This is a genomic window from uncultured Nostoc sp. (genome assembly GCF_964245575.1).
GTDB lineage: Bacteria > Cyanobacteriota > Cyanobacteriia > Cyanobacteriales > Nostocaceae > Nostoc.
Genome location: NZ_CAXTNP010000223.1, coordinates 1 through 13,517 on the forward strand (window position 1 = coordinate 1; position 13,517 = coordinate 13,517).

14 protein-coding genes and 1 pseudogene are annotated in these 13,517 nt (G+C 42.9%); 9 read left to right on the plus strand and 6 right to left on the minus strand.

Annotated features, from left to right (window positions below; translation table 11 throughout):
- Positions 1-137: 137 nt before the first annotated feature.
- On the minus strand, positions 138-353 hold the full coding sequence (locus tag ACFFAP_RS27790) for a hypothetical protein (RefSeq protein WP_375514254.1): 216 nt from the start codon (positions 351-353) through the stop codon (positions 138-140).
- Between the two features lie 553 nt (positions 354-906).
- On the opposite strand from ACFFAP_RS27790, the gene ACFFAP_RS27795 reads away from it, so the two are divergent.
- On the plus strand, positions 907-3,321 hold the full coding sequence (locus ACFFAP_RS27795) for a DEAD/DEAH box helicase (protein WP_375514255.1): 2,415 nt from the start codon (positions 907-909) through the stop codon (positions 3,319-3,321).
- A 97-nt stretch (positions 3,322-3,418) separates the two neighbouring features.
- On the opposite strand, the gene ACFFAP_RS27800 is transcribed toward ACFFAP_RS27795, so the two are convergent.
- From ACFFAP_RS27800 to ACFFAP_RS27815, 4 genes are all read right to left on the minus strand, one after another.
- Positions 3,419-4,642: a GIY-YIG nuclease family protein gene (locus tag ACFFAP_RS27800; RefSeq protein ID WP_375514256.1), complete on the minus strand. Its 1,224-nt coding sequence runs from the start codon at positions 4,640-4,642 to the stop codon at positions 3,419-3,421.
- A gap of 324 nt (positions 4,643-4,966) precedes the next feature.
- On the minus strand, positions 4,967-5,179 hold the full coding sequence (locus ACFFAP_RS27805) for a hypothetical protein (RefSeq protein WP_375514257.1): 213 nt from the start codon (positions 5,177-5,179) through the stop codon (positions 4,967-4,969).
- Between the two features lie 71 nt (positions 5,180-5,250).
- Entirely contained in the window at positions 5,251-5,574 is a 324-nt protein-coding gene (locus ACFFAP_RS27810) for an XRE family transcriptional regulator (RefSeq protein WP_375514258.1), read from the minus strand.
- Positions 5,575-5,898: 324 nt separating this feature from the next.
- On the minus strand, positions 5,899-6,276 hold the full coding sequence (locus ACFFAP_RS27815; RefSeq protein WP_375514259.1) for a helix-turn-helix domain-containing protein: 378 nt from the start codon (positions 6,274-6,276) through the stop codon (positions 5,899-5,901).
- A 272-nt stretch (positions 6,277-6,548) separates the two neighbouring features.
- Here ACFFAP_RS27815 and ACFFAP_RS27820 point away from each other — a divergent pair, with 272 nt between their 5' ends.
- The 7 genes and pseudogenes from ACFFAP_RS27820 (at position 6,549) to ACFFAP_RS27850 (ending at position 12,185) form a co-directional block, all read left to right on the plus strand.
- Positions 6,549-6,764, plus strand: a complete 216-nt coding sequence (locus tag ACFFAP_RS27820) for a hypothetical protein (protein ID WP_375514260.1) — start codon at positions 6,549-6,551, stop codon at positions 6,762-6,764.
- The gene (locus ACFFAP_RS27825) at positions 6,764-7,600 is read left to right on the plus strand and encodes a hypothetical protein (protein ID WP_375514261.1); all 837 of its coding nucleotides are present in this window, start codon (positions 6,764-6,766) and stop codon (positions 7,598-7,600) included. Before ACFFAP_RS27820 ends, ACFFAP_RS27825 begins: the two co-directional genes overlap by 1 nt.
- Before the next feature lie 25 nt (positions 7,601-7,625).
- Positions 7,626-8,972: a replicative DNA helicase gene (dnaB, locus tag ACFFAP_RS27830; protein ID WP_375514262.1), complete on the plus strand. Its 1,347-nt coding sequence runs from the start codon at positions 7,626-7,628 to the stop codon at positions 8,970-8,972.
- 10 nt (positions 8,973-8,982) lie between these two features.
- Positions 8,983-9,396: pseudogene (locus ACFFAP_RS27835) on the plus strand (DNA N-6-adenine-methyltransferase); the annotation flags it as partial.
- Between the two features lie 269 nt (positions 9,397-9,665).
- Positions 9,666-10,478: a DNA cytosine methyltransferase gene (locus tag ACFFAP_RS27840; RefSeq protein WP_375514267.1), complete on the plus strand. Its 813-nt coding sequence runs from the start codon at positions 9,666-9,668 to the stop codon at positions 10,476-10,478.
- A gap of 696 nt (positions 10,479-11,174) precedes the next feature.
- The gene (locus ACFFAP_RS27845) at positions 11,175-11,369 is read left to right on the plus strand and encodes a hypothetical protein (protein WP_375514263.1); all 195 of its coding nucleotides are present in this window, start codon (positions 11,175-11,177) and stop codon (positions 11,367-11,369) included.
- Positions 11,370-11,513: 144 nt separating this feature from the next.
- Entirely contained in the window at positions 11,514-12,185 is a 672-nt protein-coding gene (locus tag ACFFAP_RS27850; RefSeq protein WP_375514264.1) for a DUF559 domain-containing protein, read from the plus strand.
- A gap of 61 nt (positions 12,186-12,246) precedes the next feature.
- Here the strand turns inward: ACFFAP_RS27850 and ACFFAP_RS27855 are convergent, their stop codons facing one another.
- The gene (locus tag ACFFAP_RS27855) at positions 12,247-12,531 is read right to left on the minus strand and encodes a hypothetical protein (RefSeq protein WP_375514265.1); all 285 of its coding nucleotides are present in this window, start codon (positions 12,529-12,531) and stop codon (positions 12,247-12,249) included.
- 167 nt (positions 12,532-12,698) lie between these two features.
- Here ACFFAP_RS27855 and ACFFAP_RS27860 point away from each other — a divergent pair.
- Positions 12,699-13,517, plus strand: an 819-nt coding sequence (locus ACFFAP_RS27860; protein WP_375514266.1) for a pentapeptide repeat-containing protein, incomplete at its 3' end; no start/stop codon positions are given.

Consider the following 13,517-nt stretch of genomic DNA (forward strand, 5'->3'; position numbering starts at 1 on the left):
TGCGATCGCTCGGTATTGGGCGTGAAGATCCAATGGAAAGCCAATGATTAAATCCCAAAAAAAGCGGAAAGTGCGTTGGGCGGCGAGCCACTCTTGTTGCAACTTTCTAAGAAAGAGGGCCGAAGCCCCCAAACAAACTAACCAGCCAGAACCAACCGACCGCCAAATCGACGCGCCAACCGAGGCCGCCCCAAACACACCCGCACAACCACAGCTGGAGACAGACACGGAACCGACACCCGCCAACGCCGCCCAGTGAAGCGAACGACACAGAACGAACCAGGCCCGAAGAACTGACCCGCCGCAGCCGCAGCAAAACGCACCGCCGCCAACTCAGACGCGAACGAACACACACACACCCAACTAGAGAACGCACGAGACGACGGCCGCACCACAGCAAGACCAAGACCAGGGAAGCAACGGGCCAACTCAACAACTTCAGCCGCCAGAGGAGCGGGACAGCCAACGAACGACCGACGAACGAGAGTGGACATAGCAGACCTCAACGCGAAAGGACGACAGGGAAACCCCCGGCTCTTTCTTTCTTTGCGTAGCGTGTCAAGGGTGGCGGTGGGGGTCTGGGGGAAACCCCCAGATATAAAAACGTAGTAACAATATTCCGCCACTTGCGTTCGCGTAGCGTGTCGAAGACAAGCCCTTGATGCGCGTAGCCATCCTAAAACAGCCGGGGTAGCCCTGCGGCAATGAGCGCTCCCCTTGGGGCGGGGGGGGACATCGACCGACGAAGGAGGGAGTCAAGAAATAAACTGCGTAGCATCAACTTCTTATTTCGCGTAAGCGATTATGTTAGCGATCGCACCTCCCAAAAAATATACTTTAATTAATGTATATGCAGCGTACACAGCATACATAATACTATTTAATAAAAGTATACGACCAAAATCTATGCCTAATCCACATCCTAAAACTGAGCAGTTACCTAAACAAAAAACAACGTGGAATAATCTACCAACGAAACCTACAAGAGTACCAGAGATATTCTTAGAGGAAATAGAGAAGTACGCGCGATCACTGGATAATGGCTCTAGTCCTCTTGATTCCGTCATCTCTGCATTAGATAGACTTAGCAAAGATGAATTGAGTCAATTAAAACTGGCTGTAAGTTCTTTGTGTGGTGATGATGACTTGAGCGTTCGCCCAGTCAGATATCCTATATACGCCGGGATGGAATCTGAACACTGGACTGGAGAAGATTTCACCTATGATGATGAACCAGCACCAAAACCACAGCAAAATAATTTAAACTTCAATTTCTTCCTTAATTCGGTTAAATCCTGGCAACTAGAGGATGTTGTCAAACTCCAGTTAGAATTACCTGCAATCATTGATGAGAAGAAAGAAGAGACAGCTGATCGCCGCTTAGAAAGGGCAATCTGTTATCTATCGTCACGGTGTGATGGTGCAAGCTCAATAGATGGTCAAGGTTTTAACAAGGCTGATTCCGGCTTTGGCCATTGGTTAGCAAATCAAATTCAGCAGCAAAGGCTACTGCTTCAGGCACACGCCCAGGCTGCATATAAAATGATTCAAAAGTATAGTAAGCAGTTGAGTCTAGCCGGACTATCACTGCCTTTATGGGATGTGATCGCTCACCAATACGCTCTAAATTCAGCACCAGTAATCATCACTCAAGAAAACACAACCATTACCCCAGAACACAGGGTTGAAATAAAAGGAGAGATGATTGCTGTGTACGCTCCTTACGATAAATCAGGTAAATTTCAGCGTGATTGTAAAGATATTGTTGGTTATAAATTTGAGGGTGAGGATAAATCTTGGCGTTTTCCTCTGTTGAAAATTGAGGAAGTCATAGAAAAGCTCACAAATAACCAATTTCATCTTACACCAGAGGTAGAAGGAGCGAAAGCCCTTGCTCAAAAGCAGCGTCACGAGGAGGAGCAAGCAATGGAAGCCGCAGCGCTGGCGGCGGCTGATGGAATTGTACAGTTAGTAAAACGAGCAAATCTAGATGCACCTTTGGCTAATGGCTGGTATCTGCGGGATTATCAGAAAAAAGGTGTTGAGTGGTTGCTTGCTCATCGTCGCGGCGGCATCTACACCGGGGGCATTCTTGCAGATCACATGGGGTTAGGTAAATCGCTTGAGGCATTGATAGCAGCCAGAGCAATGCAAGTACACAAGGGTTGTCCGGTGTTTGTGATTGCTCCTGTATCTGTAATGGAAAATTGGGTAAAGGAAGCTGCTCGTGCTGAAGTCAAAATCGAGTGTTTTAGTTGGGCTAAGATGCCTAAACCATTAGATACTCAAAAATATGTGCTGATTTGTGATGAGGCGCATTATGCCCAGAATATCAACAGTCAACGGACTAAGAAAATGTTGGAACTGGCGCACCATGAAAACTGCTTGGCCTCATGGCTGCTAACTGGGACACCAATCAAAAACGGTAGACCAGTTAACCTTTACCCATTACTATTTGCAGTCAACCACCCACTAGCAGCTGATAAATGGGCTTATGAACGGCACTATTGCAATGCTGGACATAAGTACGTTGGTAAAAAAGCAGTTTGGGACAACACCGGAGCAGCACATCTGGATGAGTTGGCTTATAAAACTGAGGATGTGATTCTCAGACGTACCAAGGCTGAGTGTTTAACTGAGTTGCCAGCTAAGACCAGACTATTTAAGGAAGCAGAATGTGAGGCAAGTGCAGCCAAGTCATATCAAGAGACAATTCGCTCACTCGTGGACGACTACCGCCGCCGTGCAAAACTGGGTGAAGTTGATGAAAATGCAGAAGCGTTAGTAACTCTCAACTTCTTACGGAAGGTGGGGAGTGAGTTTAAAGTACAGAGCGCGATCGCTCTTGCCGAGGAACTGTTAGAGCAAGGCCAGCAGGTTGTAATGTTTACCGAGTTTGTAGAGTCAGCCAAGGCGATCGCACAGGGACTTGGCGGTTTACTCCTGACCGGAGATACTAAACCCACTGTGCGCCAGGAATTAGTTGATCAGTTCCAATCAGGGGATAACAACGTATTCGTCGGAACTATCAAAGCTGGCGGTGTTGGTCTAACCCTGACAGCTGCTAGCAATGTTATTCTAGTTGATCGTGCTTGGACTCCGGGAGACTGTGAGCAAGCCGAGGATAGATGCCATAGGCTAGGTCAAGAAAATGCTGTGTTCGCAACATGGTTGCAGCTTGGAAATATCGACAAAGCGATTGATGATTTGTTAATTCAAAAACAACAGCGAATTGAGCTTGTATTGAAGGGTAAGCGCAAAACTTTACAAGGTATTAATTCACCTAAAGATTTGGCTAAAGAATTACTCGCTATCCTCTAAGAATCACTACGTAGGCGATCGCTTTATCCTAAAAATGATGGCGATGCCTACGGCGGGCTACGCCTACGCTAATTTCCTCTAAGAATTAATTGTAACTTTACTCATCTACGAGTAATGCTTTCACCTTACGAACTGTATTGATTGCCACATTAGCTTTTTGGGCTGCTTCTCGCAATGATAAGCCCTCATCAAGCGCTGCAATTACTCGTTGTGATGAGGGTTTTGCTAGAAATTCCTCTATTGATTCACCAATTGAAGGCCGGCCAACGTGTTGACCCCAGTTCTTAGCACGGGACATCCCCGTTTTGATTGCCTGCGATCGCCTAATCTTTTTCTGTTCGATTAAAATCTGTTGCTGACGAGTTTGTTCTTGCTCTACAATAAATTGCTCAATCCAGCTTGGCTTACCGTCTAGAATATCAACCTCAACTTTTGATAATTCTTTCGCCTTCATCCGCCGCAAATCTCGTAGCGCGACCTTAGCCTGTTCTGGGGTGAATAAGTTGTAATATTCAGTTAAATTTCCAATCGGGATATTGAAAAACGAATACCTATGCTTAAAGTATTTCTCAACGTTTCCACGATGAGGACAGGTTCCTAATACTTTAATTGAAACACTGTCAAAGTATGGGGCTAAATCACTTTTGATTTCAGATATTCGCGTTTCGATATCACGACGAGTCACGCCGATTTTATAAATAGTATTTCCTCCACTGGTATCAATCTGGAGATAATAAAGGCTATTGGCTAGAATTTTACGAAATTCAGCTTGATAAATTTGTAAATCTCGCAAACATTCATTAAATAAAGGGGATTTTTCATGGTAAGCAGACTCTAAATTATCTTCAAGCTCTTGCAGTTTTTCTAGTAACATTGGTTCTTGAACTTGATTAAATAACATTAGAGAGAGTGCGCCAACTGGTATCTTACCCAGTTTTGTAAACTGATATTCGCCGCCATAGCGGTATGTATTACGCTCTAGTAATTCTTCTCTAATTAAAACTCTTGGCACTTTGCTTTCATCAATGCCTCTGTCCTTTTCTCCGTAGCGGTTCCAAAGGTCTTTGATTTGCTGAAGTTCCTTTCCAGTTAACCAAATGTTGAAATTATCATACAGGGGCAAGGTAGGAAGTAAGCGATTGCTACGGTTAACTTCCCGGCAAGTTTCATGAGTGTGGGCAAAGTGATGCTCATTGCGCTGACCCTTTTTAGCAGTCAGTTCACCATCGCAGTAGGGACACCTTACCTGAGTCTTGCCACGCGGCACATCCTCAATTGAAACTAGAGTTTTGTCTTGGTCAATTCCGTACTGGAGCCACATTTTAGAGCATCCTTTATTTGATACACCAGTTTTATAGGATTTTGTTGCTCGTGAAGATGATTTTACTGTATCAAAAAAAGGTTGCCATACAATCAATATAAAAATAGCGATCGCTTCCCATGTCTGCAAGGTAAAAGGGAAGCGATCGCCCTTGAAGATGCAGCTTAAATTTCGGCTGCTATCTTGTCTAGTCGGTCATTGGTGTCTTTTGCCAGTTGGAGGCAGCGAATACTCTTTGGCGAATCCACCTGCGGCGGCAATAGTTCCTTCTGTGGACTTCCGACCAAGTTAATCACAGTAAAAGCCGCCGTCAAACAAAAAACCTTACAACTTTCTAATATTTGCCGCGATCGCCCTTAGCATATTCGCCATCTGATGTTTATTGGCAATATGCATGTGCCCCGAACCGTTCATTAAGCAACTGACACATACCGCCGACAAACCAATACTTAGTAAAAGCTTGCGAATTAATACCAACTTCTCATCTTTCGTAAGATGTTGGCAAACTTCTAAAGCCTTATCTATATTGCTTTCCACTCGAATTTCAATTTATCAAAATTTCAACTTCAAATCATACAGCTAATATCAAGCAGATACAAACCGTAGTATTACTTAGTTAGAAGGCTGAAATCAACTGAAGTAGAGCCAACATCATCGATATTTTGTAGCCAGTCAGCAATCTCCGTTAATATTTCAGCTTTTTCTTGGGGTGATGCTTCTCGGATGAGTAATCGCAGTGAGGAGCTGGGTTTAGCGCCGAATAATTCTGATAAATACCAGTTTCTCGCTTCCTGGGGGGCAGCTTCTAAGAGTGCAACCAGCTTGGCGCTACCTAAATCGCATTTACCATTACGAAAGCGCGAAATCGTTACTTCTGTAATTCCCGCCGCATCACCAATCGAGCGTGCATTCAAATCAAAACGTACTAACATTTGATCAAACAGCTTTTGATGTCGCTGGGACTTGGCAAAATCTGACATTATTACTTATAGTATTTGATAAGTCTTAACAAGTTTGATATTATACTGCTGAAAGTAGACATCAACCCTATGAATCATTTAATCGCAAAGTTTTACCAAGTACTTGCTATGGCAAAGGGATAAAAAATTATACGACAGAACAATAAAGATTGACTAGTAAGGGTTCTAGCTTTTGTCAGTAGATTTGAACAATAAGCGATACCAGTTTCAGTGGTTGCCAAGGATTTTATTTGTATCTACTTCTACGCTTCTGGCGATCACAAGTAACCGTGAAACTTATACAGCCAAAGCCTTTTCTACTGGATCTGTATTCTTACGATTCTTGCTTGCTAGTGCATCAGCAATTAAGCGCAAGGCTTCTAACTGTTCGGCTGAACTGGATTGGTTAATTACTGATCGCAAGTTCATGTCTGGACTAGTACCAAACAATTGAGATATATACCAAGTTCTGGGTTCGGAAGGAAGAGTTAAAAGCAATGTAATAAGTTTTGTAGATCCTAAATCCGCCTTACCATGCCGAAACCGCGAAAGAAGAACCCTTGAAACTCCAGCGGCTTTAGCTGTTTCATTCGCATTTAAATTAAAGCGGTTCATCATTTCGTCGAACAACCGCCAATGCAACTCAAAATCCTCTTGCGTTACAAAATTTTGCATTTGCTATGTTGTATTGTATTCGATACAAGGTATCCTAAACGATACAGAAAGAAATATCAATATGGATAAATTAATCGTACCAAACGGCTCTTAAAAATGCTCGTTACTTGTAACGACAGGAGCAAAAATTCATAAATGCCGCTATCGCTTGAAACTTGGCAGGAGCAATTGTGCGCCCTCCAGTCTCAGCAGTAAAAAAGTTTGCCTCAGTTGTGACGAACCGGGGCAAACAAAAATTTCATTAATCATATTTTGATGAATAAAGGTGCATTATGACCCAAAACAGTTCCAAAATTCCAGGGAAGTTTTACCCACTGCAACATGAAGAATGGCTATACGCTTGCTGGGAACTGACGCAAGCGCAACGAGATGTACTTGACGATCGCATTCACCTGTTTGAGCGTTCTGACCTAGCAAAACTGGCATTGGCTCAAGCAACCTGCTTAGAGTTCAGGATTACTGTGACTTTTGAGGAGGTACAGCCCTGATGGAAAAATTTTACCCCCTGACTCCTTCCATGTCTCAAAAACTTAGAAAGTCTAAACTTACAAAGCACGAAATGGCGCTCTGGCTTTACCTAATTGAGAAAGATCCTTTTGGCGATCACTACTGGCAGATGCCCTCAACCTTAGAAATCACCACAGAACTTGAGATGAGTAAAGCCTCATATTTCCGCGCTAGGGCTAGGTTACAAGAGCTTGAGCTATTTGACTTTCAAGAGCAAAGAGTTGATTGCAGAAATTTGACTGGAGTCTCAAAAATGAGACTAGAGTCTCAAAATTCAGATTCAGAGTCTCAAAAATGCGACTCTGAATCTCAAAAACGAGACTCAAAATCTCAAAAATGCGACTCTGAGTCTCAAAAAAGAGAAAGTCAGCGCTCAAAATCCTTTGCTGGTAAGGATTGCGAAGTCTCTCATACTATTCAGACTTATTTAGACTTTAAAAAGACTCTCTCTGAGATAGAGAGAGAGAGTTTTTTAGATTTTGGTAAGAAGAAAGCTGCACAGTTACCCAATCCTCCCCAACTCCCACAGCGATGGATAGAGAAGAACTTTGATGAGTTGCTTGAGCAGTGGTTCCAAACCCGCGATGAGAATGAAAATCAAAACCAAAAATATAATTTTGTGGCTTACAGCGAACCGCAGCATCAAATGTGGTACGGACAACTACAAGCTTTAGTTTGCGGGGCTAATCAATCGGGCGACAGCGCAAGGCTCGAACAGTTTTTAAAAGATGACTTTTACAGTAGCTGGCTCAATTGGGCGAAAACTGCCCGTGAAGACGTGCGTGAATTTTTAGCAACCAACCCGATACCCACATAAAACCCAGCAAAAGCGAGAGTAAGTTATGTCTGATCTAAATTTTGGTGATACTAACAAGCTGCCTCCCCAAAATATTGAAGCAGAAGAAGCGATTTTGGGTGGTATTTTGCTAGATCCAGAAGCGATTAGTCGAGTTAGCGATCACCTTGTTCCCGAAGCCTTTTACATCAGCGCTCACAAAGATATTTATCAAGCAGCACTCAGGCTCCACGCACAAGGCAAACCCACAGACTTGCTCTCAGTTACAAGTTGGCTGACTGACCACGAAATACTTGTGCGTATTGGTGGCAGAAATAAATTAGCAACTTTGGTAGACCGCACAGTATCAGCTGTGAACATCGATGCGTTAGCCGAGTTGGTGATAGAAAAATATTACCGTCGGCAATTAGCTAAGGCAGCAAGTGAGATTTACCATTTAGCACACGACCAAGAAGAAGAAATAGCTAAACAATTAGAGACGGCTGAATCAAAAATTTTAGAGATAAATAATAGTGCCATTTCATCAATATCTGAACCAATTCACCTCAGCGATATCTTGATAAATGCCTACTCCAGCATTGAAGAAAAAAGTATGGGTATATCACCATCTGGGGTTAAAAGTGGGTTTTATGACCTAGATGCAATGATAGGAGGATTTAAACCGGGAAAGCTCATAACAATTGCTGGACGGCCAGCAATGGGAAAATCATCATTTTTAGGCAACTTAGCTTTTAATATCTCCGAACTCGAAAAGTTACCAACTGTTATTTTTAGCCTTGAAATGACTAAAGAAGAATGGGCAGATAGATTTTTATCCCAAGATGCAAGAATTGATTCAAGCTATTTGCAACAGGGCAAGATTAACAAGCACCAGTGGGAACCTTTAGCACAATCAATCAGTAGGTTAAGCGAGTTGTCCGTTTATATTGACGATTCGCCCGTGATAACTGTCAATTCAATTCGTTCAAAAGTTAAGCGAATTGTCGCAGAACACGGTCGCATTGGCATGGTCGGTATTGATTATCTACAACTAATGGAAGGGACGGATGGTGATAGTTACAACCTCGCTTTTCAAATCGGAAAAATCACCAGACAGTTAAAGCAATTAGCACGCGAATGTAACACAACTATTGTCATTTTGTCACAGCTAAATCGTGGTGTAGAGAGCCGTAATAGCAAGCGCCCTATGATGTCAGATTTGCGCGAATCAGGGCGAATTGAGGAAGATTCTGATTTAGTTTTGCTCCTTTATCGGGACGAGTATTATTTTCCCGATACTATCGATAGAGGTCTTGCAGAGGTAATTATCGCCAAGAATAGGGGCGGCCCAACAGGGGTGGTAAAACTGCTGTTTGATGCACAGTTTACTCAGTTCAAAAATCTGCTGAAATAAGGTAAACAAGATGAGTAAAGCTAAAACCTCTGATTGTTGGTATACGCCACCTGAAATAATTGCCTTAATTCAAAGTTGCTTAAATGGTATAACTTTAGATCCTTGTGCAGACAACGGAAAACATATTGAAGCTTGTCAACATTTCACTGTTAACGATGATGGGCTTTCTCATCACTGGTTTGGACGAGTGTTTATGAATCCGCCTTACAGTTGCCCTGGCGTGTGGATTGCGAAGCTACAAGAAGAGTTTAATTCTGGGAGGGTGGAAGAAGCGATCGCACTCGTACCAGCTTCAACAGATACTAAATGGTTTCACCCATTAATTGCATCAAATTTAATCTGTTTCTGGAAGGGCAGAATTAAGTTTTTAGACATGAAATATCAGCCTAAAATGTCTGCTAGACAATCACACTGTCTAATTTATTGGGGTAAGAATCAGTCTAAATTTAGACAAATATTTTCGCCCTTTGGTAATTTCAATTTCTTAGAGGAACGACTTTTTAAAGTAGGCGTTCGCTTTGAGATTACTACTCATAAAAAATACGCAGGCGAGAAGGGCTATTTATCTGGATATCACACAAAGGATAGCCCCGAATTTTGGGTGAAATTAGATAATTACGATTTACAAATCAGGGTTTTTCCCAATCAAGTGAAATTCTTAGAGGATGAGATACAGGAGGAGGCGATCGCACCATGCCAAAACTCAGGCAACTTGACCTCTGCTCAGGAGTTGGGGCAGGATTCCCCTTTGCAGCCGCTAAACTCGGAGGATTTAAGCTTATTGGACTCGCAGAGATTGACGACTACTGCTGTGATATCCTCACCAAACGATTCCCAAATATCGCAAACTACGGCGACGTACAAAGACTTGCTCACACTGGAGCATTTGGATTGCAGCAAATCGACCTCATTACAGCTTCCCCGCCATGCCAACCGTTTTCAGTCCAAGGACAAAGGCTTGCAGCAACCGATGAAAGAAACTGTTTCCCCGCAGTACTTAGAATCATCAACATTTACAAACCCAGATTTGCAATCATCGAAAATGTCGCCGGATTACTCAGCTGCCCTTACTCCCCTGGAGATAGAAAGCTGTATATTGACTACATTGGAAGCCGATTCAAAAGATCCGGGTACTCTCTCGACGGGGCTATCATTTCAAGTGGTAACTTTGCAGCCCCCTTTGATAGAAGAAGATTATTGTTGGTTGCCAGCGCCAACAGCATTAAGTACAAAGTCCAGCCGTCCCCCTGGTCAGAGCAAATTAGAGAATTTTTTGAAACAGAACGCGATTATCAACAAAGGACAGGTAGTAAACCCGGAATTTCTAGAGAGTGCTTACAATCTACCTATTGGCTGGACAGATCCACAGGAAAACAGATCGGCATCGGAGTTAATAGCGGAAATGGAACAATCCGCGATCGCCGCGCAGCCCTCGGTAACGCCCTCGATTGGAGAGTCGCAACCGTCGGACTTCGCCGCGTCTTGTACCTCAACTCCCTCATCTAACGAGTGTACGCCGCAATCAGAACCACTTGTACTTTGCCCTAGTTGCGAATTGCAGCACATCTATTTAAGTGATGGCTGTGGTATGTGCGGTTTAGCACCCGAAAATTTCTTAGAGGAAAAAACGCTTTCTGCAAATATCGAGTGTACACGGGAATTGCAGATAGGCGATCGCATTCGCATCACCAAAACTCGTACCCAAAACCTCAGTCAGTGGATAGGGTATGAGGCCACAGTAACAGGGATCAATGACGAAACTATTAGCGTAGCAGCTGGTGAGGGTAGGGAGAAAAAGCATCTCACTCTCAAAAAAGGGTGGTATGAGGTAATACCCGAAAATTTCTTAGAGGAAAGTCAGCCGCAGCAGGAAGTTTTACAGAAGCCCAAAGGCAGACAGCGTAAAGGCTGCCTGTACAGATACATTGAGAATAAAAAGTTAAAGAGTGGGGCGATCGCTTCTTACCCCCGTGTGATTGGACACAGAGAGCAGGATAATCCTACTCATTGGAGATGGGGTTATAACTGGGAGGAAAAGATAGACGGAGAGTGGAAGGGGCGGAGTATTGGAAGTGTGCCAGTAGGTGCGATTCCATTAATTCAATCTATGCAGAGAGAAGGTGCAACGCTGGAGGAAATAATCGAGTTTATTAGGAGGTCAAAAACTAAAACTAAATAATGAGATGCACCTACAATAGCACCATGAACCAGTTACAGATCCAGTCCATCTCTACAATCAACGGCTATATTCTCTTGGTGTTTTACACTCCTGGCAAGTGTTGGCAGTTTCGCGTGATTAGCCCGGATGGTTCGGTGTTTGGTTCCGAGAAGATTTTCTACGCTCCCCAAGCTGCAAGAGAGGCTGGTATCAGTTGGGTTGGTGGTGGTGGTGCTTGAGCGGGGTTGATGGGGTGCGAGTTTCCCCCAGAACTGAGAAACATCGCTCAAGCTAAAACCTGTTAACAAGTTTCACTAGCCAATAAAACTCTAAGTATCGAGTTGTGAGAATAATTACAATAATGATACTTATTAATAACCTTTATGCCTCAACTTCAAACCAACAACGCGGCACTTAGTACCCAACAGTCAGCACAGATGAAAACTACAAGACTGTTAAAAGTGCTAAGAATAATGTTGCCTCATGAAAACTGGACTAGTGAGAAGTTAACCAACGAAGTCAATGTTAAGGGGAATGGTGTTTACAGGTTTGAGCATGGAACTATAGCCTACCTTGGGCAGCCTGATGGCCCCAGGACTGAGCATCTTTGGGAAATGACCGTAGATCGGGCATGGGCTAGGGCATTAATTGAGGCACACAATCAGGCCCAAGAATCTGAGGCTCTAGTTAAAACTAAGGCTGAAGTTTACCCAAAAGATTGGTATGGTTTACGTTTACGTTCCCCGGCTGAAGCTGCGATCGCTGAGGCTTTTCAAAAAAAAGGGGTGCTGTTTTTTGTTAATGCTGGCTGTCGGCTACACAATCACTCAAAACAGTATGAAACTAGAGAAGTTGACTTTCTAGTTTTTTACCAAGGTAAAGTCAGGATTTTAGAAGTTGATGGCATCACGTACCATCAAAACCCATTAGCTGACTACAAGCGAGACAGGTTATTTGATAGAGAGGGTATTAGAACTAGCCGATTTAGCGCACAGGAATGTTTTGGAAATTCCAACGCGGTTGTTGAGGAGTTTTTAGAGTTGTTTAAATTTTAAAGCGATCGCCTGTAAATGATGGGCGTAGCTTGCCGCCGTAGGCATCGCAAGTGAGTTTTATTTAAGTTTCATCATCTAACTCAGCTAAAATCTTATCGAGTCTGTCGTTGGTGTCCTTGGCAAGCTGAACGCATCGAACGCTTGCAGCTATTCCGCCAGCAGCAGTAACGCCTCCTTCTGGAACTTTGCCTGATAGTAAAAGCCCAGCACCTACAATACTAATACAGGCAGACAATGCAGTTGTAATTAATGCAAGATTGAAGCTGTAACGCGCTTGTCTCAAGCGTTCCTGAGCAATGCTTAATTCTATTATTGAGTGAGAGTTAGGAGTTGGCTTGTTATTCATGGATTTTGCAGAGTGTGTGGACTTCACACTTCTAATGTGGAGCAAAACCCTTGCAATACTGACTACACAATGATTTTGTTGTAACTAATTTGTGATTATCCTATGATTAGCCTATGCCCTAGTTGTGACTGCGTAAATAATCGCTTATAAAAAACTCTAGCCAACCTATGACAGACCCAAGCCTTGGCAGAAAAAAAAGGAAAATTACTATCATCGCCTCTCCAAAAGGTGTTGAAATAGCAGAAAAAGCTTTGGTAAGGCTAGGATTTGATTCAAAAAGCAACTTTGCAAAGTCTCGACTTTTGGCTCGCACTACAGTCACAAAATTTTTTCAATGTGAGCCTATTCAGCTTGATTCCTTTAAAAAGATATGTAAAGAACTCAAATTAAATTGGAGAGAAATTGCGGGAATACCAGAAAAAGAACAATCAGAGCAGTTAGAAATAAAAGATTGCAGTAGTTTAGATACTAATAAGGGGGTGGAGCCTGTGCAGACACTTCGCCGTCAAGTAACTGTAATAGATGAACTAAGTCAAACAATTCTAGTTGCTCTCGTATTAGAAGGTGATATAAATTCAGTTCCAAGTGTTCAAATAATTGAATCAATTTTACGAGAATATTCAGGAAAAACTATCAGAATTATTGATATTAAAAAAGGCAGTATTAAATTATTCATAGAGGGTTCTAAAAAGGATGTTGAACAGCTTATATCTATCATTAACTCAAGACAAATAACAGAAATAAGCGATTTCCCTGTTCAATATATTCAAGTTTTAAGCGAAAGTTCAGAGGAAGACGAAAGTAATGAACTTGATAATAAATGGCGTTTAGTGCAAGAGATTGTTAGTCAGTCCATTAAAGGTCGAAATAAAGGTCGAAATTTAAGCGGTGCTGACTTGAGCGATGCCGGTCTAAGCGGTGTCAACTTGAAAGGTGCCGACTTGAGAGGTGCCGACTTGAGAGGTGCCGACTTGAGAGGTGCCGAC